At 53.3% G+C, this 22,628-nt stretch carries 27 protein-coding genes and 1 riboswitch; of the genes, 11 read left to right on the forward strand and 16 right to left on the reverse strand.

What is annotated here, in order from left to right:
- Positions 1–73: 73 nt before the first annotated feature.
- On the reverse strand, positions 74–1,621 hold the full coding sequence (locus tag WN53_RS23400; RefSeq protein ID WP_024486721.1) for a TerC family protein: 1,548 nt from the start codon (positions 1,619–1,621) through the stop codon (positions 74–76).
- 586 nt (positions 1,622–2,207) lie between these two features.
- Between WN53_RS23400 and manX the strand changes: the two genes are divergently transcribed.
- The 5 genes from manX to mntP all read left to right on the forward strand — a co-directional run bounded on the left by manX (position 2,208) and on the right by mntP (position 6,384).
- Positions 2,208–3,179, forward strand: coding sequence for a PTS mannose transporter subunit IIAB (gene manX, locus WN53_RS23405; RefSeq protein WP_024486722.1), 972 nt, complete (start codon positions 2,208–2,210; stop codon positions 3,177–3,179).
- A 55-nt stretch (positions 3,180–3,234) separates the two neighbouring features.
- Positions 3,235–4,035, forward strand: coding sequence for a PTS mannose/fructose/sorbose transporter subunit IIC (locus tag WN53_RS23410; RefSeq protein WP_021181036.1), 801 nt, complete (start codon positions 3,235–3,237; stop codon positions 4,033–4,035).
- A 15-nt stretch (positions 4,036–4,050) separates the two neighbouring features.
- Entirely contained in the window at positions 4,051–4,893 is an 843-nt protein-coding gene (locus tag WN53_RS23415; RefSeq protein WP_046808324.1) for a PTS mannose transporter subunit IID, read from the forward strand.
- Between the two features lie 55 nt (positions 4,894–4,948).
- Positions 4,949–5,407 carry a DUF986 family protein gene (locus WN53_RS23420; RefSeq protein WP_024486723.1) on the forward strand — a complete coding sequence of 153 codons (459 nt, stop codon included), beginning with the start codon at positions 4,949–4,951 and terminating at the stop codon, positions 5,405–5,407.
- A gap of 219 nt (positions 5,408–5,626) precedes the next feature.
- A riboswitch (yybP-ykoY riboswitch) is annotated at positions 5,627–5,807 on the forward strand.
- Between the two features lie 10 nt (positions 5,808–5,817).
- A complete protein-coding gene (gene mntP, locus WN53_RS23425) occupies positions 5,818–6,384 on the forward strand; it encodes a manganese efflux pump MntP (protein WP_024487163.1) in 567 nt (188 codons plus the stop codon).
- 420 nt (positions 6,385–6,804) lie between these two features.
- On the opposite strand, the gene rlmA is transcribed toward mntP, so the two are convergent.
- On the reverse strand, positions 6,805–7,620 hold the full coding sequence (gene rlmA, locus WN53_RS23430; RefSeq protein ID WP_024486484.1) for a 23S rRNA (guanine(745)-N(1))-methyltransferase: 816 nt from the start codon (positions 7,618–7,620) through the stop codon (positions 6,805–6,807).
- 145 nt (positions 7,621–7,765) lie between these two features.
- Between rlmA and pgeF the strand changes: the two genes are divergently transcribed.
- A complete protein-coding gene (gene pgeF / locus WN53_RS23435) occupies positions 7,766–8,479 on the forward strand; it encodes a peptidoglycan editing factor PgeF (protein WP_024486483.1) in 714 nt (237 codons plus the stop codon).
- A 65-nt stretch (positions 8,480–8,544) separates the two neighbouring features.
- Here the strand turns inward: pgeF and cspE are convergent, their stop codons facing one another.
- From cspE to WN53_RS23445, 3 genes are all read right to left on the reverse strand, one after another.
- Positions 8,545–8,754, reverse strand: a complete 210-nt coding sequence (cspE, locus tag WN53_RS23440) for a transcription antiterminator/RNA stability regulator CspE (protein WP_002221949.1) — start codon at positions 8,752–8,754, stop codon at positions 8,545–8,547.
- 41 nt (positions 8,755–8,795) lie between these two features.
- Positions 8,796–8,912: a DUF2627 domain-containing protein gene (locus tag WN53_RS27755; protein WP_002211058.1), complete on the reverse strand. Its 117-nt coding sequence runs from the start codon at positions 8,910–8,912 to the stop codon at positions 8,796–8,798.
- A 748-nt stretch (positions 8,913–9,660) separates the two neighbouring features.
- Positions 9,661–10,659 carry an MBL fold metallo-hydrolase gene (locus tag WN53_RS23445; RefSeq protein WP_024486482.1) on the reverse strand — a complete coding sequence of 333 codons (999 nt, stop codon included), beginning with the start codon at positions 10,657–10,659 and terminating at the stop codon, positions 9,661–9,663.
- Positions 10,660–10,872: 213 nt separating this feature from the next.
- Between WN53_RS23445 and WN53_RS23450 the strand changes: the two genes are divergently transcribed.
- Positions 10,873–11,157, forward strand: coding sequence for a hypothetical protein (locus tag WN53_RS23450; RefSeq protein WP_024486481.1), 285 nt, complete (start codon positions 10,873–10,875; stop codon positions 11,155–11,157).
- 36 nt (positions 11,158–11,193) lie between these two features.
- On the opposite strand, the gene WN53_RS23455 is transcribed toward WN53_RS23450, so the two are convergent.
- The 3 genes from WN53_RS23455 to WN53_RS23465 form a co-directional block, all read right to left on the reverse strand.
- Entirely contained in the window at positions 11,194–12,564 is a 1,371-nt protein-coding gene (locus WN53_RS23455; protein ID WP_024486480.1) for an amino acid permease, read from the reverse strand.
- A gap of 162 nt (positions 12,565–12,726) precedes the next feature.
- Positions 12,727–12,963, reverse strand: a complete 237-nt coding sequence (locus WN53_RS23460; RefSeq protein ID WP_021181027.1) for a DUF4060 family protein — start codon at positions 12,961–12,963, stop codon at positions 12,727–12,729.
- A gap of 90 nt (positions 12,964–13,053) precedes the next feature.
- On the reverse strand, positions 13,054–13,356 hold the full coding sequence (locus tag WN53_RS23465; RefSeq protein ID WP_024486479.1) for a phage protein NinX family protein: 303 nt from the start codon (positions 13,354–13,356) through the stop codon (positions 13,054–13,056).
- 110 nt (positions 13,357–13,466) lie between these two features.
- Between WN53_RS23465 and fos the strand changes: the two genes are divergently transcribed.
- Positions 13,467–13,874, forward strand: coding sequence for a fosfomycin resistance glutathione transferase (gene fos / locus WN53_RS23470; protein ID WP_024486478.1), 408 nt, complete (start codon positions 13,467–13,469; stop codon positions 13,872–13,874).
- An 87-nt stretch (positions 13,875–13,961) separates the two neighbouring features.
- Here the strand turns inward: fos and WN53_RS23475 are convergent, their stop codons facing one another.
- The 3 genes from WN53_RS23475 to WN53_RS23485 all read right to left on the reverse strand — a co-directional run bounded on the left by WN53_RS23475 (position 13,962) and on the right by WN53_RS23485 (position 14,845).
- Positions 13,962–14,243 carry a YebO family protein gene (locus tag WN53_RS23475; protein WP_024486477.1) on the reverse strand — a complete coding sequence of 94 codons (282 nt, stop codon included), beginning with the start codon at positions 14,241–14,243 and terminating at the stop codon, positions 13,962–13,964.
- A gap of 98 nt (positions 14,244–14,341) precedes the next feature.
- Positions 14,342–14,485: a PhoP/PhoQ regulatory lipoprotein MgrB gene (mgrB, locus tag WN53_RS23480; protein ID WP_037413251.1), complete on the reverse strand. Its 144-nt coding sequence runs from the start codon at positions 14,483–14,485 to the stop codon at positions 14,342–14,344.
- Between the two features lie 120 nt (positions 14,486–14,605).
- The gene (locus WN53_RS23485) at positions 14,606–14,845 is read right to left on the reverse strand and encodes a DUF2766 family protein (protein ID WP_021181023.1); all 240 of its coding nucleotides are present in this window, start codon (positions 14,843–14,845) and stop codon (positions 14,606–14,608) included.
- 169 nt (positions 14,846–15,014) lie between these two features.
- On the opposite strand from WN53_RS23485, the gene WN53_RS23490 reads away from it, so the two are divergent.
- The gene (locus WN53_RS23490) at positions 15,015–15,227 is read left to right on the forward strand and encodes a YccJ family protein (protein ID WP_021181021.1); all 213 of its coding nucleotides are present in this window, start codon (positions 15,015–15,017) and stop codon (positions 15,225–15,227) included.
- 129 nt (positions 15,228–15,356) lie between these two features.
- Here WN53_RS23490 and cbpM read toward each other — a convergent pair whose 3' ends face one another.
- From cbpM to WN53_RS23520, 5 genes are all read right to left on the reverse strand, one after another.
- Complete coding sequence (cbpM, locus tag WN53_RS23495; RefSeq protein WP_021181020.1) at positions 15,357–15,659, reverse strand: chaperone modulator CbpM; 303 nt, start codon at positions 15,657–15,659, stop codon at positions 15,357–15,359.
- A complete protein-coding gene (cbpA, locus tag WN53_RS23500; protein ID WP_021805649.1) occupies positions 15,659–16,579 on the reverse strand; it encodes a curved DNA-binding protein in 921 nt (306 codons plus the stop codon). The genes cbpM and cbpA overlap by 1 nt, the downstream gene beginning before the upstream one ends.
- 608 nt (positions 16,580–17,187) lie before the next feature.
- Positions 17,188–17,994: a dimethyl sulfoxide reductase anchor subunit family protein gene (locus tag WN53_RS23510; RefSeq protein ID WP_024486411.1), complete on the reverse strand. Its 807-nt coding sequence runs from the start codon at positions 17,992–17,994 to the stop codon at positions 17,188–17,190.
- A gap of 12 nt (positions 17,995–18,006) precedes the next feature.
- Positions 18,007–18,555, reverse strand: a complete 549-nt coding sequence (locus tag WN53_RS23515) for a 4Fe-4S dicluster domain-containing protein (protein WP_024486412.1) — start codon at positions 18,553–18,555, stop codon at positions 18,007–18,009.
- A 3-nt stretch (positions 18,556–18,558) separates the two neighbouring features.
- Positions 18,559–20,892, reverse strand: coding sequence for a molybdopterin-containing oxidoreductase family protein (locus tag WN53_RS23520; protein ID WP_024486413.1), 2,334 nt, complete (start codon positions 20,890–20,892; stop codon positions 18,559–18,561).
- Positions 20,893–21,108: 216 nt separating this feature from the next.
- Between WN53_RS23520 and WN53_RS23525 the strand changes: the two genes are divergently transcribed.
- Both WN53_RS23525 and WN53_RS23530 read left to right on the forward strand, forming a co-directional pair.
- Positions 21,109–21,801, forward strand: coding sequence for an IclR family transcriptional regulator (locus WN53_RS23525; RefSeq protein ID WP_024486414.1), 693 nt, complete (start codon positions 21,109–21,111; stop codon positions 21,799–21,801).
- Positions 21,802–21,902: 101 nt separating this feature from the next.
- Positions 21,903–22,289 (forward strand): helix-turn-helix domain-containing protein, encoded by a 387-nt coding sequence (locus WN53_RS23530; RefSeq protein ID WP_024486415.1) that lies wholly within the window; start codon positions 21,903–21,905, stop codon positions 22,287–22,289.
- Positions 22,290–22,628 lie beyond the last annotated feature (339 nt).

Below are 22,628 nucleotides of genomic sequence, written 5' to 3' on the forward strand. Positions count from 1 at the left end.
GGACGAAAACCGTAGTTTAGTTGTGGCACATTCGGTCCCCTCTCCCTGTGGGAGAGGGTTAGGGTGAGGGGCATTACTCGTCTTGCTCGTGCAGCGGTTTCACCTTGGTGATGCTGACCAGTTCGATGCGATAATCCGAGATCTCAAGGATTTCAAAACGCAGGTCGTGGAGTTCGACCACGTCGCCCACCGTTGGCATCTGGCCAGAATATGAGAGCAGGAAGCCCGCCAGCGAGGCGTAATCCTCGGTGGGGCTAACCAAATCGTCACAGTCCAACGCCTGCTCCAACGAGTGGAGGTCCGCACCGCCTTTCACCAGCCAGCGGTCGCCATCCTCGATAATATCCGGCGTTTCATCTTCGTCCGGGAACTCACCGGCAATCGCTTCCAGCACGTCTAGCGGCGTGACCAACCCCTGCACCACGCCAAACTCATTGGTCACCATCACCAGACGGCCCTTGGCCCGGCGCAATACCGCCAGCAGCTTGATCACGTCCATGGTTTCCGGTACGACGATCGGCGGTGTGCGCGCGGCAAACTCGGCGATATCCACGCCCTGATCCAACGCGACCAGCAGATCCTTGGCACGCACCACGCCGATAAACTCGTCCAGCTCATAGCGGCAAACCGGGAACAGGCTATGCGGGGTATCCAGCAACTGTTCGCGCACCTCGTCGCGGGAACGTTCGCAATCTACCCACGAAATCTCGGTGCGTGGTGTCATCACGCTGCGCAAGGTACGGGAAGCCAATGTCAGCACGCCGCTGATCATGTAGCGTTCCTCCTGCGCAAAGGTTTCTTTCACCTTACGCAGGCTGTCTTCATCCACCTGTTGCTGGGTACGCTGTTGCCCCATCAGGCGCATAATCGCTTCAGCCGTGCGTTCGCGCATCGGGCGGCGAGACTCGTGCTTGATGAAGTTGCGCCGTGCAATCTGGTTAAACATCTCGATCAGGATCGAGAAGCCAATCGCTGCATACAGATAGCCTTTCGGAATGTGCACGCCAAGGCCTTCGGCAATCAGACTCAGGCCGATCATCAGCAGGAAGCTCAAACAGAGCACCACGATGGTCGGATGGGCGTTCACGAAGTTGGTCAAAGGTTTCGAGGCCAGCAACATCACCGCCATCGCAATCACTACCGCTGCCATCATGACCGGCAGATCGTTGACCATCCCCACTGCCGTGATCACCGCGTCGAGCGAGAACACCGCATCAAGGATGACAATCTGCACCACCACCGCCCAGAATTTGGCGTAGCCACGGTTAGCACCTTCCTGATGGGTGCTGCCCTCCAGCCGTTCATGCAACTCCATCGTGGCTTTGAACAACAGGAATACCCCACCAAACAGCAGGATCAGGTCGCGGCCAGAGAAAGCGAATTCCCCCACGCTGAACAGCGGTTTGGTCAGCGTCACCATCCATGAAATCACCGACAGCAACCCAAGACGCATCACCAAGGCTAATGAAAGGCCGATAATGCGCGCTTTATCACGCTGCTTGGGCGGTAGTTTGTCGGCCAGAATGGCGATGAATACCAGGTTGTCGATACCCAGCACGATTTCCAAGACCACCAGGGTCAATAACCCGGCCCAAATCGAGGGGTCCATTAATATTTCCATATCAGACTCCAGAAGAAAGACAGGTTGGCAGAGCTGCGCTCAGACGTAGGGAGGCAAACGCAGACGTGGCGTTGGCGATGACAGAGAGAAAACAGGATGGCACTAACAGGAAGCAGCCATAAGGCCGAGCGAACGTTGTTGCGCCAACAGGTGGCGGGTGAAACCTTGTAAAACAGTAACTTCGGTGACAGTCCATAGGGAGGGCTGAGGCCCTTCACTCCTTGGTTATGAAAGAAGAATGCACTCTAACAGGAAATTTTTCGTCAGAAAAGTGGCTTTGTTCAGTTTACGTCTCATTTTGTAACAGCTTTGCTGTTTAATTCCGCAAACTAACTATTCGGCTTAATCGATCCACTAATAGCAGAGCAATGTCACAAAATTTATTTTTTCACGCACTAAAATAAATGGCGTTAACGGGAATTAACGGCCACAGGTTTTTGAAACTGCGTGATAAATGTTAAGTGTGAGTTTCTTTTTTTCTACCATAATGTATTTGAACCAACGTATCTGAACCGCGGAAGTGACTGCCAGGATGGTGATGAGTCAAGACACGATCCGTGCCTTAAGTTCAACGAGGAGGTAGCGAGTGGCAATAGCTATTATCATCGGCACACACGGGACTGCAGCGGAACAATTGCTGAAAACAGCAGAAATGCTATTGGGTGAGCAAGCCAACGTCGCCTACATAGATTTCGTTCCCGGTGAAAATGCTGAAACGTTAATTGAGAAATACAATGGGAAAATCAGTGAGCTCGATACCAGCGATGGCGTCCTGTTTCTGGTTGATACCTGGGGCGGCAGCCCGTTTAACGCGGCCAGCCGCATCGCAGTAGACAAACCACACTATGAGGTTATCACCGGGGTTAACATTCCCATGCTGGTGGAAACATTCATGGCCCGTGATGACAACCCAAGCTTTGACGAACTGGTCGCGCTGGCGTTGGAAACCGGTCGTGAAGGCGTGAAAGCGCTGAAGAAACCGGTGGAAGAGAGTGTTAAGCCCGTCGCGCCACAAAGTGCCCCAGCTCCAAAAGCCGCTGCGCCCCAAGCGCCTCTCGGCCCCAATGACCATATGAAAATCTGCCTGGCGCGTATCGACGATCGTCTGATCCACGGCCAGGTTGCTACCCGCTGGACCAAAGAGACTAACGTCAGCCGCATCATCGTAGTCAGTGATGAAGTGGCCGCCGACCACGTCCGTAAAACCTTGCTGACTCAGGTTGCCCCCCCAGGCGTTACCGCTCACGTTGTTGACGTGGCGAAGGCGATCCGCGTCTGGAACAACCCGAAATATGCAGGTGAGCGCGTGATGCTGCTGTTCACCAACCCAACCGACGTTTGGCGTCTGGTTGAGGAAGGGGTGAATATCACCTCGGTGAATATCGGTGGTATGGCGTTCCGCCAGGGTAAAACCCAGGTGAATAACGCGGTGTCCGTCGATGAGAAAGACATCGAGGCGTTTAAGAAGTTAAACGAGCGCGGGATTGAACTTGAAGTCCGTAAGGTCTCTTCCGACAGTCAGCTAAAAATGATGGACCTGATTAACAAACTCAATTAACGGCAACGTCGTTAATTTTTTACTCAGAGCTGTTTGGTCATATAGGAGAAGTGCAATGGAGATCACCACTCTTCAGATTGTACTGATATTTATCGTTGCCTGTATCGCCGGGATGGGTTCCGTCCTGGATGAGTTTCAATTCCACCGCCCGTTAGTGGCCTGTACGCTGATTGGCTTCGTTCTCGGTGACATCAAAACCGGTATCATCATCGGCGGTACGCTGGAGATGATCGCACTGGGTTGGATGAACATCGGGGCTGCGGTTGCACCCGATGCGGCGTTAGCGTCGATTATTTCCACCATTCTGGTTATCGCCGGTGGGCAAAACATCGGTGCCGGTATTGCCCTGGCGATCCCACTGGCAGCAGCAGGCCAGGTACTGACCATTATCGTTCGTACCATCACCGTGGCCTTCCAGCATGCGGCGGACAAAGCGGCAGAACGGGGTAACCTGAACGGCATTACCGTGATCCACATCGCGGCCCTGCTGGTACAGGCAATGCGTGTCGCAATTCCTGCGGTGATCGTTGCGGTCTCTGTCGGGACAGCTGGCGTCCACGCCCTGCTTAACTCAATTCCGGAAGTGGTCACAGGCGGTCTGAACATCGCCGGTGGCATGATCGTGGTAGTCGGTTACGCGATGGTCATCAACATGATGCGTGCCGGTTATCTGATGCCATTCTTCTACCTGGGCTTCGTTACCGCAGCCTTCACCAACTTTAACCTGGTCGCACTCGGTGTGATCGGTGTGGTGATGGCGGTGCTCTACATCCAGCTCAGCCCTAAATACAACAAGTCTCAGGTGGTTCAGGCCAACCCTGCCGGTGCCAACGACCTCGATAACGAATTGGACTAGGAATAGGTGAAAGAAATGGTTGATACAACGACTCAAAAGAAACTGACACCTGCCGATATTCGAGGCGTATTCGTACGCTCCAACCTGTTCCAGGGTTCATGGAACTTCGAACGTATGCAGGCGCTAGGTTTTTGCTTCTCGATGGTGCCGGTGATCCGTCGCCTGTACCCGGACAATAACGACGAACGCAAACAGGCCATTAAACGCCACCTTGAGTTCTTCAATACACAACCGTTCGTCGCAGCGCCAATCCTTGGCGTCACCATGGCGATGGAAGAACAGCGTGCCAACGGCGCACCGATCGACGATGCGGCCATCAACGGCATCAAAGTAGGTCTGATGGGGCCACTGGCCGGCGTAGGTGACCCGATATTCTGGGGTACCGTTCGCCCGGTGTTTGCCGCATTGGGTGCCGGTATTGCCATGAGTGGCAGCCTGCTCGGCCCGCTGTTGTTCTTCGTCCTGTTTAACCTGGTTCGCCTGTTGGTTCGTTACTACGGTGTCGCCTACGGCTACCAAAAAGGGGTCGATATCGTTAGCGATATGGGCGGTGGTTTCCTGCAAAAACTGACGGAAGGGGCGTCCATCCTCGGCCTGTTTGTCATGGGGGCCTTGGTTAACAAGTGGACGCACGTCAATATCCCGCTGGTAGTGTCGAAAATCACTGACCAGACCGGGCAAACCCACGTCACTACGGTACAAACCATCCTTGACCAGTTGATGCCTGGCTTGGTACCGCTACTGCTGACATTCGGTTGTATGTGGCTGCTGCGCAGGAAGGTCAACGCGCTGTGGATCATCATCGGCTTCTTCGCCATTGGTATCTTCGGTTACTGGATTGGTCTGTTAGGTCTGTAATAGCAATTGATAGCCGGGGGGCAACCCCCGGTTTTTTTATTTATGGAGTGGTAAGATGTCGCTGACCGATGGCGTAATACTGATTTTTATTCTGCTGATGCTGACGTATGCGCTGTATGACGAGTTCGGCATGAACCTGCTGAAAGGAAAAACGCTGTTAAAGGTGCAGCTCAAGCGGGGTAACCGGTTGGACTGCCTGATCTTCGTCGGTCTGATCGCTATCCTGATCTACCGCAACCTGGTCGAGCAGGGAGCGCCGATAACTACCTACCTGCTAATTTCCCTGGCCATAATTGCAGTATATATCTCCTATATCCGCAAGCCCAAAATGTTGTTTAAAACCACCGGTTTCTTCTATGCCAATGCGTTTATTGACTATCGACGCATCAAAGCCATGAATTTATCCGAAGACGGCATTCTTGTTATCGACTTAGAAAAGCGCCGGTTATTAATCCAGGTTACACACCTGGATGACCTGGAAAAAATCTATCATTTTTTCCTTGAAAATAAATGAGTTAAAACCCTGCCACCCCATCCTGATTAATTAACAATGATTTTTTATGGGTAATTAATCAGCATGGCTGGTGTTTTTTCTGCTTATTATTTCCACACCATTGATGCAACTATCGCCATTATTACCCTCAACAAACGCGTTAATGAAAATAAGTCTCAATTTCACCCAATACCCCGGTGAAATTAAACGTTGTCCGCAGCAAAAATATTATGGTATGGTTGCGCCGTCATTGGGGAGTAGCCGGTTTCTGGGGAGTCATAACCAGAAACGCCCGTATCAACATACTCGTTTCGTCAGCGAAACGTGGTGCGGGCAGCCAGGTAGGTTGGCGAGACCATAGGCACGTAACTCCGTCGTATGGTTGGGGGTGGGTTACGTGTATATGGAGCCACCCGGCCGAGACTATTTCAATGAACCTTTCCGCAACTCTTATCCTGGCTTTTGGCATGTCTATGGACGCGTTTGCCGCGTCGATCGGCAAAGGCGCCACTCTGCATCAACCGCGTTTTCGCGAAGCTATCCGTACTGGTCTGATCTTTGGCATCATTGAAGCCATTACCCCGCTTATCGGCTGGGGCATCGGTCTGTTTGCCAGCCAATACATCATGGAATGGGACCACTGGGTCGCCTTTAGCCTGCTGTTTATCCTTGGCGCACGCATGATCGTTGAAGGGGTGAAAAACAAGCCGGAAGAAGAGAAAGTCAATCGTCATGGTTTCTGGGTGCTGGTTGCTACGGCCATTGCCACCAGTCTGGATGCGATGGCAATCGGTGTGGGTCTGGCATTCCTGCAGGTTAATATCCTGCATACCGCGATGGCGATAGGTATGGCGACCATGATCATGGCTACGCTGGGGATGATGGTTGGCCGGTTTATCGGCCCGCTGCTGGGCAAACGCGCAGAAATTCTTGGCGGCGTGGTGCTGATCGGGATTGGCTTTAATATCCTGCTGGAGCACTTGGGCTACCTGGCTTAATCCTTGGCAGCAAAGAATACTCCCTCACCCTAACCCTCTCCCCAAGGAGAGGGAACCGACCGAGTTCGTTGATCTTTCGGCGTAATACCTCAACTTTCTTGCTTTCTATTCCCTACTTTCCGAAGCTACACGGGCCAATTACCTACTCCGGGCACCTCCCTCGCCCTCTCCCCCAAGAAGAGGGAACCGATCGAGTTCGTGATTTTTCGGCGTAATACCTCAACTTTCTTGCTTTTACTCCCTACTTTCCGAAGCTACACGGGCCAATTACCCACTCCGGGCAGTTCCCTCACCTTGGATAAGGTGGGTGTTCGAGTTGCTCAGGTGATCTCTTTACCTCCAAAAAAGCAGGGGCTATCAGCTCCCTCGCCCTGTGGGAGAGGGTTGGAGTGAGGGGCAACCAGTTAACATTGATGCCACTCAGCCCCGGCGGTACAAGCGGATGGCGAAATCCGTCTCGCAGGCAAAGGTAGCCATGTCGAGCAAACCTTGCTGCACTTCCGGCGAAGCGCGCCAGGCAAACGGCGTCATCTGCAACAGATTGGCAGCCTGCTCACCCGGCAGCGCCATCGGATAAACCAATGACTCGGCCAATTCACAGCTGAAGCCCTCAAGCTGCTCATCATGCTCCGCATGCAATTGAACCTCCTGATAAACCTGCTGTTTTAGCTGATAAAGGTGCCGCGGCCCCGGTGACACCGTCACAACCACCCCACCCGGCTTGACGACCCGCGCCAATTCCTCGGCTTTACAGGGTGCATAGATACGTAACACAGCATCTAGCGACGCGTCGGCAAACGGTAGGCGATGGCTGGAAGCCACGCAGAAAGAGACCGTCGGGTAGCGTTTGGCCGCCGAGCGGATAGCCACCTTGGCGACATCCAGGCCATACACCGCTACGGTCCGCTCCTGAGACAAGCGTGCCGCCACGGCGGCCGTGTAATAGCCTTCACCACAGCCAATATCCAGCAGTGCCTGTGGCTCAATAGGCAAAGTGCTGGCTAACAGTTCAGCCACCCGCTGTTGCAACGGCTGGTAGTAGCCTCCGTCAAGAAATGCGCGGCGGGCCTGCATCATCTCGGCACTGTCACCCGGCTGTTTAGAACGCTTGTGTTGCACCGGCATTAAGTTGACGTACCCTTCTTTAGCACGGTCGAATTGATGGTTATTCTCGCAACGCCACTGTTGGTTTGCGAAATCAAGCGGTTGGAAACACAGGGGGCACTGATAAGACATGGAAGAGATCCCAGAGAGAGATGGCGCGGGTAGTCTAAAGAAGGCTGGTGTACGATGCAAGGTGGATGCCCATCTGCCACTAGCCAAGTAATCCAAAAGCTGGCTACACTGAATGTCTCTTCTCAGCCACAGGCAAAGACGTTCTATGACCGACTATTCCCCGCTGCTCAGCGGCGTTCCTGGCATCGCTCATGGCTTTGGCAATAAAGGTGCCCTTCTGCCAACGCCGTTACAGCCCTTTCGCAATACGCTGCCTGAGAAAAAACAGGTACACGGTACTCGCATAGTCGATATCCATCAGGCGGGCCAGCAATGCGGCGAAGCCGATGGCTTTTTTACCCGCGAGCCAGGGATCCTGATTAGCGTATTAACCGCAGACTGCCTGCCGGTGATTTTCAGCCGTAAAGACGGTAGCGCCATTGCTGCGGTACATGCAGGCTGGCGCGGCCTGCTGGATGGCATTCTGGAGCAAATGGCCAAACGCATCGGCCAGGATGACGATACCGCCAATTGGGTGGCCTCCATCGGTCCCGCTGCGGGCGCTTGCTGCTATCAGGTTAACCAGGAGCTGGTCGAACAGTTTCAGCAGGCGCTGCCCTTGCCAGCAGAGCTGATCAGCCCGACCCACCGCCATCTGGATCTGGCCGCCATCGCCGTAAACAAGCTCAATGCCCTGGGATTCGCCGCAGTCGATCACGCAGGCTCTTGCACCATCTGCACACTCAACAGCGACCCACGGCAGCCCCAGCGCTTTAAATACACCAGCTATCGCCGCAACAGCCATCGCCGCGCGCAAGATCCCAATCATCCGGGGATTAAAGGCCGTAATCAGTATTCCGGCATCATCATCACCGGGTGACATTCACCGACGCCAGAAACGAAAAAACCCGCACTAAGGCGGGTTTTTTGTTCAGCTGACGCTGATTAGATTGCAGTAACGTTTACTGCAGATGGGCCTTTCTGGCCATCTTGGATTTCGAACTCAACGTTCTGGCCTTCAGCCAGGGTTTTGAAACCGTTACCCTGGATTGCAGAGAAGTGTACGAACACGTCTTTGCTGCCGTCAGCTGGGGTGATGAAACCGAAACCTTTAGACTCGTTGAACCACTTAACTTGACCTTTGATCTTTGCCATCTTGAGTATTTCCTTTGGATTGTTTAAACCGCCCGTAGGCGTTACATAGACAAACTAGAGTCGTTACTGCTTGAGGCACTAAGATAAGGATCGGCAGAGAAGCGGTATTCAACGCTAACGTCTTTACTCAGAACTTCTTTACTGAAAATGCCACACATATACAGAACTGTACCTCGTTTTACCCAAGTGCGTTATCACATACTCTGGAATCGATGGCAAGCCATTTTTAATCACTCATGGACGTGTCGCACATATTTGAAACGGTCAGCCGCAAGAATAGCTTAAATAGGGCAAAAGAGGTTGAAGCCTTGGCTATTTTCTGCTTTGTAAAGAAGCCGCGCTGTACTCCGCGTGGCGCCTCAGTTTTAACAATTCTTTCAACTCGGCAGCGAGCGATTTTCACCACATATAAGCCGCGGACAGGCTAAAGAACGTAAAAAAATTTGAATCTTTATGGAATTTTATATGCAACTATTGAATATCGATGACCGGGGACCAAACGGCCAACTGATCCGACCTTTAGCTAGCAAAGCCTGTCATAGCAGGATAGTTCTGCTTTGGCCAGCCACAACAGAATCGTTCACTCAGGCCAAAAAGCTCACGTAGGCCAGTGCATAATCATGCAGCGAGCCAAATTTTGCACCAAGAAAGTGCAAGCGGACGAAATAGCCACCCCATCCTGCAAGTTTATATCCGTAGCTAAGTTAGTAAGGATAAAAACAAATAATAAAAATACCACCTACCCACTCTGCGGCTATTTCCGCCGAAGATTAACGAAATCGCCAAGGCATTTTTTTCACTCATCTTGGCGTGACTGTTTTATCCATTACCCGCCGTAAACCCCGCAAAGCCGCACCACGCCAAGCGCCATCCGATGCGGGGTACGCCGCAACCCCATGATACTCATTAGGAGTTAGGGCTAACCTCTAGATGTTCACCAATCTTCAGCGGATAAAAGCGGTGCTGTTCAACCCCGGCCTCGCGTAGTGCCAGGCTGAGTTGCGCAGGTGGTTCATCCAACGATTCATCGGCCAATTCAAACACGCCCCAATGGATAGGGATCACTCTGGGTTCATTCAATTGCTGATACAGCCTCACCGACTGCTGCGGGTCCATATGCTGCTCTTGCATGAACCATCTTGGGGCGTAAGCACCAATGGGCAGCGCCGCAATATCGAACGGCCCAAGGCGGGTGCCGATATCGACCAACCGCTCGCTGTAACCGCTGTCACCAGAGAAATAAAAACGCAGCGCCGGGTGATGGATCACCCAGCCACACCATAGAGAACGATTGCGATCCCACGGTGTACGCATGCTCCAATGGCGTGCTGGTGTGGAGTAGACCGTCATTTCGTCCAGCGTCAGGCTCTCCCACCAATCCAGTTCGACCACCCGTTTGGCCGGGTAATGGCTGAACCAGCGTTTGAGGCCCAGCGGTACAACGAAGGTGGCATTGCGAAAGCGTTTGGTCAGTTCCCTGATGGTTTGACGATCCAGATGGTCGTAGTGATTATGGGAAATCAGCACCACATCTACCGCCGGCAGCTGTTTTACCGTTAGCGGAGGCGGTGTCTTGCGATGTGGGCCGTAGAAACTCACAGGTGATGCCCTTGGCGACAGTACCGGATCGATCAGCACATGGCGGCCCCCCAGGCGCAACAGCAGAGAAGCATGGCCCAACCACCAGACGCGGTCCTGTTCGCCGCTCAGATCGGCAGCTTGCCACCAGTTGGCGATAAACTGCTCGTAGCCTGCCTGAGGAGGTTTGGGCAGGCCGAGCTTCTTGCGTTCGTCTTGCCAGCGCTTCAGATCCCCGGCCTGGTGTAGCGACGGCTCCGGGTTGCAGAATCCCTGTGGCGTATGATGCGCTTTGCTGGCGTCGTAATATTTGTTGGTTATTTTCAACCCATTCTCTCCCTGTAGTACCATAGTGGTGCCGCAATCGTTACAAGATTGCCTACCCAATAGCTTATAGTATCGCAATGACAAACAACTGACCTTTTTGTGGATGTTGTTGTCATAGCCAGAGTAAGAAGGCCAAGGTCGCCAAGAACCTGTTAAGCCTTTCTTAAGAACCTTGTGATTTACTTACTAGGACATTCTGAAAAAGGAGGAGTTATGAGCCGGACTGCATCAGGCAAGTCACGCGTTCGTATGGGCCGCTATCGCCGAGCGCTGACTACGCGAGGGCAATACTGGAAAATGTATCTGGCAATGAAGCTGCGCCGGCTACGCGTACCGTCACCGCTGCTGTTACTGGCAAGCACCCTGGCAGGCTTTTTTATGCTGGGCCTGCTGATGCTTAGCGTAGTGGTGATTGATGTGATCAGCACCCTGTTCCTGCTGTGCAGAAAGCTGCTGCGGCTGGGGCGCCACCATCAGGGCAATGCCGTCGCCCGCTAACCGTTTGGAGGCGCTGCGGCGCCTCCTACGTGAAAACTACCTCTTGTTACCACCCGCCTTTTTACGCCGGGTCAGCAAAAATCCAACCCACAACAACAGTACCCAAACCGGCATCAACAGTACTGAGATGCGGATCCCCGGGCTGAAGTACATGATCACCAGGATCAACGACAGGAACACCAAGCACAGATAGTTGCCAAACGGATACCATAGCGACCTAAAGCTGGTGATCACCCCTTGGCGATCCTTGGCCGCGCGGAATTTCAGGTGCGCCAGGCAAATCATCACCCAGTTAATCACCAACGTAGAGACCACCAGCGCCATCAGCAAGCCAAACGCCTCGCCGGGCATGACGTAGTTAATCAATACGCCTACCGAGGTGGCCAACGCCGATAACGCGATAGACAGCACCGGTACGCCACGTTTGTTGACCTTGGTCAGCGCCTTGGGTGCATTGCCCTGTGTCGCCAGGCCAAACAGCATCCGGCTATTGCAATACACGCCGCTGTTGTAGACCGACAGCGCCGCCGTCAGGACCACCACGTTGAGCATGGTCGCCACCAGGTTGCTGTTGAGCGCATGGAAGATCATCACAAACGGACTGCCCCCTTCCACAACCTTGCCCCACGGATAAAGCGACAGCAGCACCGTCAACGAGCCGATATAGAAAATCAGGATGCGATACACCACCTGATTGGTGGCTTTAGGAATGCTACGGCGTGGATCGGCGGCTTCTGCTGCGGTGATGCCCACCATTTCCAGCCCACCAAACGAGAACATGATCACCGCCATCGCCATCACCAGGCCGCTGATGCCGTGCGGCATAAAGCCGCCCTGATCCCACAGGTTGCTGATGCTGGCTTCCGGGCCACCGTTGCCGCTGGCCAACAGGTAGGCGCCAAATACGATCATCCCCAGGATCGCCGCCACCTTGATGATGGCAAACCAGAACTCGGTTTCCCCATACAGGCGTACGTTCACCAGATTGACCAGGTTAATCACGACGAAGAAAACCGCCGCCGATGCCCAGGTTGGGATTTCTGGCCACCAGTATTGAATATAAATCCCTACCGCGGTCAGTTCCGCCATACCGACCAGAATAAACATCGCCCAGTAGTTCCAACCGGATAAGAAACCGGCAAAGTCCCCCCAATATTTATAGGCAAAATGGCTAAAGGAACCGGCCACCGGCTCTTCCACTACCATCTCCCCTAGCTGGCGCATGATCAAAAAGGCAATAAAACCGCCAATCGCATAGCCCAGCAGCACGGAAGGCCCGGCCATCTGAATGGTTTGTGCAATACCCAGGAATAGGCCGGTACCGATGGCACCTCCCAGGGCAATAAGTTGTATATGTCTGTTTTTTAAACCGCGTTTTAGCGGGGTATCCTGAAGCTGACCGCCCATCTTATCCTCGTCCGGCTGAGTATCCAGGCTGCATTGCGCAAGATATCGCCAACCAATAAATAAACCTGCGGGCGTTTTAACACTTAACCTTTCAGGCATCAAGGATTAGAGCCCGGCGATCGTTAACCGGGCCAGAGGGTTTCAGGAGGTTTGCTACGCCAGCTAGCTTGGCATACCGCACAGTTTGCTGAGGTTACGTGCGCCGATCATCAGCGTCGCCACATAGGATTGACGGCGGGTGATGACCTCCACCGCCACGCGATCGTTTTGATACTTTATCAGGTAGGTTGAGGGCCAGCCCTGTCGGTGCAGCCCATAGCTTTTGGCATGACAATCGATCGCCGCATGGGCAATCACTAAATGAGAGAGAGTGGTGTCACCTTTGATAATGCGCTTCATAAAACAGTCTCCGTCAGCGACAGGTCCATTGTCAGAATAAGGCGGTGTCTCATCATTACGGGTCATCTACATTATCGACTAACATTTGATTTATTGCGCTTGCTGACTCAATAAAAAACAGATCATTGCGGCACGCAACGGACTATGACTGCCAGCCTGCCACTCCCCTTGCTGGGTGATCATACTGGCTTGCCACTGTGGCTGGTCACTTTGTTCGGGGGCATTGAGGCTTATTTTGTTGGCGCAGATAATCGGCCAGGCATCGGAGGGGTTCTTGCAGTAATCTTTCCCTTTCACGCCGCCGTAAGGGTACCATTTGTCCGGATTTTCCCCGGTGATTAACGCAATACTGCGGTTTACTTCGGCGTCGCTTTCTTCGTACCATCTAATCATTGCTGATATCCATCTTTCGTAGAGTTGGCGCTACATTACGACGCCAGTACGACAGATTTATGACAGCTCGCGTGCCGTAAACATTATTTTTACTAACGGATGAATTGATTATGTTGCTGGGTCTTAACCACCTGACGCTTGCGGTAAGTGAGGTAGAACGCAGCTTTCGCTTTTATGTGGAGGTGCTGGGGTTTACCCCCAAAGCCCGCTGGCATCAAGGTGCCTATCTTACATTGGGTGAGCTGTGGCTATGCCTGTCACTGGATGATGCCCGAAGAGATCGGACGTCGAGTGACTATACACATTACGCGTTTAGCGTGGCGCCGGTGAGTTTTGCCCTCATTGTGGAGCGTTTGCGCAAATCAGGTGTACAGGAGTGGAAGAGTAATCACAGTGAGGGCGAATCTTGCTACTTTCTCGATCCCGATCGGCACGCGCTGGAAATTCACTGTGGCGATCTGGCAAGCCGGTTGGCAGCCTGCCGGGAGAAACCCTATCAGGGGATGGTGTTTTACTGAAACGGAATGGTGAGAAGGCGATCCGGTTAAAACTGAAACTGAGATAACCGACGTGTCCTTAACCTTCTCACCAAATGAGGTGCGCGATTAACGCTCTGGGATAAACCCTTTATAACTCAGTGCCGGGCTAAGGTCATCATCATAATCGTCAACCGATGCCTTGTCCCCTCGGGCGGTTTGCACCAACGTTTTTAACAGTGCAGTTTGCTGGCGCTGCTGCTCGGCGATTTCCTGCAACAGCTGGATCTGTTCGTTGGCACGTACGCTGGCGCGATTCACGATGAACCAGACCCACAGGCCAAGCAATACAGCCAACACCATAACGGCGATGGAAATCAGGCCGGACGGGCCAGAAGCTAAATCAAACATGGACAACCCTATCTACTCTACTGCCTCAACCAAGCCGATATAGTAACATTCTCACCAAGGCTAGGGACAAGTTTGCGAAAAATTGTTATTTCGCCATGTTACCAGGGAACAATACGCGTGATAGAGCAAATGCCCAGTGCAAACTTCCCACCTTGATCGCAATAGCTATCCAGAGCCAGCAGATAGAAAAGCAAACAGGCAACCAGCGTTGCCGCTAGCACCAGCAGTTTTTTACGCCCCAAACCTTAGCAGCCTTATGATTATGTTGTTAACCTAATCATCAATGCTAGCATAGGCAACTTAAACGAAGTTTAACCGGCCGTTTAGATTTCCCTGCCCATCAGGGGTAGAAGATAACCCGGTTACTCGCGGTTAAACTTCATCTCAATCAGCGCAATCGCTTTTTCAATCGCCCGCTTGGTGATTGGATCGGCCCCGGCCGGGTGGCTGCTAAAATCGATACTCTTGAGCTGGCTGGCCATCTTGTCCCGTACTTCGGTCGGCGCGATCACGTCGATCACATCCAGGATTTGCTTGATAACCAGTTGGCAGGCAACCAGATCGGAAACCAGTTCTTGATCGTTGCTCAGTGCGCTAGACATAATTTTTCCTCTGTTGATTTAAACGCGGCAAAGAATACCACGCCGTTTTGCATTTTGCCGCAGGCGTTCCGCCCTGAATTTTCAGCAATAATACGCATGCCTTGCAAAAACCAGCGGCAGAATTGTGGCCTATACTAGGCTGTGCCCCACACTCAACAGGAGAGCAATCATGGCAAATCATAATGTGAAATCTTGGGCAACAGTGCGTGAAACCTCGGTAGAAATTGCCGAAGCGATCTTTGAGTTGGCCGGTAATGACGAGGTTTTGGCGCAAAAAATTTGGGAAGAAGGCAGCGACGAGGTGTTACCGCTGGCGTTCAGTAAAACCGAAGCCGACCAACTGTACTGGGGCGAAGAAACCATCGAGCGTAAAAACGTCTGAGGCCCCTCACCCCAACCCTCTCCCACAGGGAGAGGGAGTTAGTACAGCGATGTAGTCAGGTACCGTGTTCGATCCGTTTCACTCCATAAAAAGCGCTGATTCAATGCCGTGTGATGAATAACTACACTTTCACTCGGCGATAAAGCGCTCAAGACGATGACGTAGCTGAGCGTTCTCCCTGCGCAACTGTTCAATCTCATCGAGCAGCGTCAGTGCCACCGCAATGCCGGGCCAATCCAGAGCCAGTTCACGTTGCAGACGCTGGGCGCGATTAAACGCCGCCACCGCCCCATCATCAAACAGCCAATCATCCACCGTCAGATCGCGGGGCTGGATCACTCCCAACCCGACCACCTCGGCCAGTTCACTTTCCGTTACGCCGGTATGCAGGCAAAACTCGGTAATGGTGAGGGTTATCTGTAGCTTGGCCATTATGCTTTACTCCATTGCGTACGAGGATCGAAGGCCTGATTCGCCTCGGCCAGTCGTTGCCAGAGTGCGGCGCTGTCTGCATCGGGTTTGGCAGGCATGACAATCTTGATCACTGCATACAAGTTGCCGGTCTCTTTTTTGCTGACCAGCCCTTTCCCTTTAACGCGTAACCGCTGCCCGGTCTGGCTCCCCGCAGGGATGGTCAACAGGATATTGTCCGCCAGCGTGGGGACAGAAACCTTGGTGCCTAACGCAGCCTCCCAAGGTGCCAACGGCAGAACGATTTCCAGATCGTGCCCGATCACCTCAAACAACGGATGCGGTGCCAGCTGAATGATCAGGTACAAATCGCCATTGGCTCCGCCTGCCATACCCGGCACACCTTGGCCTTTCACGCGGATACGCTCCCCGTCTGCCACGCCCGCCGGGATTTTCACGTTCAGGGTTTTAGCGATCTCTTTCTCTGTCTGACCAAATGCGTTGTACACCGGCACCTTATAGCTCAGGGTGCGGGTTTGTTCAGTGAGGGTTTCCTCCAGGAACAGCGCCACGCCGATCTCAACATCCTGCCCACGGGCAGCACGCGGTTGGCCCTGCTGGCGGCCACGCGCACGTTGGCCAAACATAGAGGAGAAGATGTCGGAGAAATCCTCGGCACCACCATACTCTTCACGCCGGGTCTGGCGGCCGAAGTTGGGTTCGTTTCGATGCAGCCGCATTTGGTCATATTCAGCCCGGCGTTCGCTGTCTTTCAGCACTTCATAGGCTTCTGCGACTTCTTTAAAGCGCGTTTCGGCATCGGGCTCGGTACTGACATCGGGGTGATATTTGCGTGCCAGGCGGCGGTAGGCGGTTTTGATAGCCTTGATATCATCTGAGGGTTTAACCTCTAGAATGGCGTAGTAATCCTTGATTTCCATAATGCTATGGTCTCTTTACTGTGGCCGGAAAAGTGGATAGCGCGTTGATGCGTGAGCAAGTTGAGGAGATAGGCTCATTGTAGCGCCATCAAGCATTTAGTGCAGTATGCGCATCACTTCACGCGGTGATTTAGCGTTTCGGGCTGATTTGTTGTGGAACGTGCGGGAATTGCGGTGCTGACAAAGTGTTGATGACTCGGCCCATATCTGAGCCGGTCAACAGGTTGCGAGTGAATTTCGAGTTAACATTGCAGGTTCCGGTTGCTAGCCAGTTTCACGGTTCTTCACCTCCCACGCCTTGCGTGTTATTGACCATCATCACTGGCATTGCCAGAAAAGCGGCGACGCCCACGATCACAAAAAGAGTAATAATCACTGTCATTAACATGCGATCACCCCATCAACGTGGCGTTGTTACGGCTGACTCTCTGTTTTGGTTAATTACATTGCTGGCCTGGACTACTTGGCATTTGCGGTAGCGGGCAAGTTCAGATTAGCTGGTTTTTCCGAATGCTGGCAAGCCCTGTATTGAGGCTTTTTTCTGCAGGATGTTGGGTCGGCCCGCCGCTCGGCGGTTGCACGGGCTGGACCGACCTCTGTTTATTGCATCAGAACCAGGGGAATTGGCCCATGACGTTATGATAAAACAGCATACGTCCGACAATTTCCCCCGACACCAGTGCCACCCCGGCTATCACGGCCATCGATGGGACCAAACGTGTGCGCTGGCTAAGCACCGCGAACAGCACACCACCCACCAGCATGCTGCCAACCAGCTGCCACCAAAGCATGATCCCTTGAGCGCTGGCCCCGGCAATCTGGTAACGCCCCACCAGCGTGGCCAGCAGTAACAGGCAGCCCACCAGCAAACCGTAGCGAACCGTACGCGGAGCGGCCAGGCCGCAGCAGTTCAAATAGATCCCCAAGGTAGCGAACCCCAAGAGTAACGCGGTACTCAGAAACGCCAATTGGGTCAGTGGCGTATGCCACAGCGGATGGCTGGCCATTTGGTAGTAGATTTGTGCCGAGACCAGAATGGCGGCAATCCCCAATAGCGAGGTCACCATTCCCAATGTGGTGATCAAGGCCGACTTCTGCGGCCGCAGCCAGCAAACTGCCAACATCAGGAACAGGCTGATATTCACCAGAATAAAGGCGATCACCTCACGGCTTAACCAGGAGTGCGGCAGGCCCAGCACCGCGCGGTAAGCCCCAAACGGGCTCCCCAGGTGCAGCAGTGACAAGCTGGAGCCAACGACCTCCACCAGCCACAATCCCAGAACCAGATATTTCAGTTGCCCAACGGACATCTGGGAGTTTGGTCGCAACCGATAGAGCGTCAAGGCGATAATACCGCCAATGCCCCATTGGCAGAGCACGGTAAAAAACACCAACGGCAGTTCATATTCGTTCATGGTAGCACCCTATTATTTATCCGCCGGAATAATGACCACGTTCGGGCCGCTGATGCGATGGTCAGGCATGTGATACCGAGCCTCCAGTACCGCCCAATCCGTTGAGTGGATCTTCCTTAATTCCTCGATATCCCCAAACTTCAATACGCCCGCCGGGCAAGACGCCACGCAACGCGGCGGCAATCCTTCATCCAGACGCTCGGCACACATATTGCACTTGCTGGTTTTACCTTCCTGCGGATCGAAGACTGGGGCGTTGTACGGACAAGCCATAATGCACATGCGGCAACCGATGCATTTCTCATGATCCTGCACCACAATGCCGTCCGGGCGCTTATGGTAAGTATCCGCCGGGCATACCTTCATGCACTGCGGGTCGTCACAATGGTTGCAGGACATCGAAATAAACCCTTCAGAATTCGGGCCATCGGTTTCATACTCCCGCACCCGCCGCCAAAGCACGCCGGGTGGCGTCTGATTCTCTGACTTACAGGCCATGGAACAGGTTTTACAGCCGTAACAACGTTTAATATCAATCAGAAAGCCATATTGTTTGGTCATGGGTTATCCCTCCGCCCGTACATCAACCAGCGTACTGTTACAGCAATGCCCGGTACCCAACGCCTCTACGGCGTCATTGGTGACGTGGCTGCTGCTACCTCCCTGCTGTTCCCACCAGCCGTTATCCAGGGAAACCACGCCTCGTTTGATATGCGTCGTCACCACGGCAATCGCCCGATGCTCTCCCCGCTGGTTAAATACGATGGCCCAGTCGCCGTGTTTGATCCGGCGCTGTTGTGCATCCTGCGGATGGATCATCACGTTAGGCTTATTGCGCTGCACCTCAAGGATCCATTCGTTCATACCGTGGCTTGAGTGAATGCTGCGGGCCAGCTTGCGTTGTACCGCCATCAGCGGGTACTTGGCGGCCAATTCCGGCGAGCCTTGTGGCGATTCATTCACTCGCAGATAAGTAACGACCGGCGAGAACGCCTTCTTCTGCCACTCTTCAATAAAGAAGTGGGCTTTACGGGTCGGCGTGCGGAACACCCCATTTTCAAATGGGATCCAGTCGCCGCTCACCGGTAGCACCGGCCCTTTTTTCAGCTGTTCCAGGGTGATACCGGAACCTTGCAGGCACGCATTGATGTAATGCTCAATTGGCTGGTTAAACACGTCGCCAAAGCCAAAACGCTCAGCCAGACGCGCAAAGATCCAATAATCTGGCTTGGCTTCACCCGGTGGCTCGACCGCTTGTTCCATCAGTTGTACATAGTGGCTACGCACGCCCGCCATCAGGCTGACATCTTCAAAAATGGTCGTCACCGGCAGCACCAGGTCGGCATACAGCGCGGTAGAACTCATCAGGTTATCGGCCACCACCACGAAGGGGACCTTTTCCAACGCCTTTCTGACCATGTTGGTGTTAGGCAACTGAGTCATGACCCCCATGGTCATAATCCACCAGAATTTGATCGGATAAGGTCGGTCATTGACCACCCACTCGCCCACCTTGGAAACCGGTATCGGAGTGATTTTCTTCACCGCAGGCGCGGGTGGAATGATCGGACCGAACTTCGCCATTTGGCGTGCTCCGCCCGCATCACAGATCCCTGCTCCCCGTTTGCCGATGTTGCCGGTGAGCAAGGCCAGGTAGAATTGGCTGGCGGCCACGTAGGTACCAAATTCGGTGCGCTGGGCACCAGACATGTTTTGCACAATCATCGCCGGAGCGGTGGTGGCATAGTCGCGGGCCAAACGCAAAATGGTGTGGGCAGGAATGTCGGTTTCAGCCGCGACCCGGTCAAGCGTCCATGGTGCAGCCTGTTGGTAAACGGTTTCGAACACAGTACGGTAGCCGCTGTCGGCTGGCAGTTGATGCTGGAACAGCGCTGGGGTGATATCCGCCTGATCATGCCGTACCAGGCTTTGGCTGGTGCAGTCATAAACCAGATAGCTTTCACTGTCGTTGGCATCGGCCCGCACTAATTGATCTTTGGCATCCACCAGATACACCGCGCCGGTATGCCGGCGCAGGAAATCCGCGTCAATATGCTGCTCTTCGATAATGATCTTCATCATCCCAAGCGCTAACGCCGTATCGGTGCCCGGCACAATCGGGATCCATTCGTCCGCTTTGGCGGCCGTTTCGTTGAAACGTGGGTCGATAACCACGATGCGTGCGCCCTGCTCTTGCGCACGCAGATAGTTTTTAAAATAGGCCTGCATGGTTACCGCTGGGTTGTTACCCCAACAGATAATCAAACGGCTGTCGGCAATGGTGTCGCGGGTATCGGCATAGCGTAGCCCCACCATTGGCATCATCGCCGCCGTCACTGCCGAGCAACAGAGCGACCCCGCCTGTTTCACCGAACCGCCCAGATAGTCGAAGAACGCCTTGCCCATATCGTTCTTTATCGAGTCCATGTTGCCAGCATGAGTGGACAACAGCAGCCCTTCGTTGCCCTGTTCCTTGATGGTGGTACGGATGTTTTTTTCGATTAAATCCAGTGCCTGTTGCCAGGTAATAGGCTCGAATTTGCCCTCACCTTTCTTGCCAACCCGTAGCAGAGGCATCGTGACGCGCTGCTGGTGATAAACCCATTTAGTACGGCTGATGCCCCGCAGGCAACATTTCACATTAAAGCCTTCCGTCGCTTCAATCTTCATCAGCTTCTTCTGATAGACATAAGCGGTCAGGTTACAGTGCAGGCACTCCATCGCACAGGTTGAGCGAAAGGTTTGATAATCCGTCAGTTTTAGGTGGATGCGGCGTAAGGGTTCTTGTTGACCCGTTGATAAGGAAAAAGCGCAAGGTGAAAGTGAAGCCAGGCCAATAACGCCCAGCCCTTTTAGCAACGTGCGCCGTTTTAGTCTGAGTGAAGCAATGTCGTTCATAGTTTTATTCTCGGTTAGATCACTTCCTGGTGTTCACCATAAATAAACCTAGTTAACCAATGGTATATTGAAGCAGATCAATCCACCTCAAAATAGTTAGTCATTGCACGCTAAAAATTCTCCTGCTGCCGATGCCAGGTTCAGGTTAGCGGGGGCATTCACCGCCTTAAACTGGTAAAGTGATCGGATCGAGGTAATAGCAAGTAAGGTAAGAGAATGTCGGAAGTTCAAGGCGTAAATTCGGTCGAAATTGCCGTGTCGGTATTAGAGAGTGTCACCGCTCTTGGGGGAAACGCCCGCGCTTCGGATATCGCCAAACACAGTGGGCTTTCGAAAAGCCGGCTGCATAAATACCTGGTTTCGCTGTGCCGAAGCCAGATGCTGTATCAGGAGCAGGAGACCAGCCGCTACTCGCTTGGCAGCAAGCTGTTGGCGCTGGCCGCGGCGGCAGGCAAACAGCAGACGTTGGCGACAATCATCAATAATGCGCTCTGTGAGCTGCGCGATGAGTTGAACTACTCCACCGGCTGGGCGGTGCGCCAAGGGGGTAATATCTTGCTGACGCGCTACAATCGCAGCCATAAAAATATCGATATCGATTACCTCGAAAACACCCTCATCCCCATGAATGCCAGTGCGGCAGGCTATGCCTATCAGGCGTTTGATAGCTCTATTACGCCACTGCTCGAGGCTAAAGAGCTCGAAAAGATCCGTCTGCAGGGCTATGCGGTACGTTACAATGTTACCGAAGGCATCCCCGGGGCACGTGCGATAGCCTGCCCGATTTTCAGCCAGGATAACGTCCTGTTGGGGATGGCGATCACCATGGGGTTTATTCCTGACGATCCGGCAGAGATTGTCCGTCTGGCAGGTCGCCTGATGGCGAAGGTCAAAACGATCCCGCTTTAACCGGCACGAAGGTGACAACCCGGGGCCTGTAAGGTACGCTAAGTGAGCCTGCCGTAAGCTCTGCGCTGCGGTTAAACAACAAAATCAATTGGGTAAAGTTATTGATACAAGAACATCACCTCGCACTAGTCTGCGCACTCAGTAAATGGGTCGAAACCCACTTGGGACGAGTGATCCACCTTGAAGAGTTAGCCGAGTATTCCGGCTATTCACTGTGGCATATGCAGAAGCTGTTCAAAGAAGCGACGGGGATCTCGCTGGGCAAGTACATCCGCGAGCGTCGCCTTGCCGGAGCGGTGTACCAGTTGCGCAGCAGCGAGGCTTCCATTTTTGATATCGCTTTGGATTTTGGTTTCGGTTCCCAGTCACACTTCACCTACATGTTCAGAAAGCGTTTCAACATTACGCCCTATGATTTCCGCCAGGATCTGAGTGTCGATCTGCATATCGAGCCTCCGCTACATATTATTCACCAGAAGATGGCGTAAGCCGCAATGGTTGATCTAATCACGCCAAGATAGCCATCAGAATGGGTAAAGCCTGCCTCCAGAGCCTTTGACTGCTGGCTGCCAGGCTGCCTGCCACCAACACTCAACCCGCCCCCATCATCGCCGCGCCAGACGCTGAAGCGTCCCGCTACTGTTCTGCCCTACCCTGAATGAAGCTTCTGCGATCCTTTTCGCTGTTTGACACCCCTTTTACAAAATTTGTGATCGCGATAAATAAAATAATACATCATATGTTGTTATATTGGTTATACGTTATCATAAAGCGATAAATTCAACGCAGTGGCCTCACAAAGAAATGCGCTAACCCATTAATTTCAT

Source organism: Serratia fonticola (genome assembly GCF_001006005.1).
Lineage (GTDB): Bacteria > Pseudomonadota > Gammaproteobacteria > Enterobacterales > Enterobacteriaceae > Chania > Chania fonticola.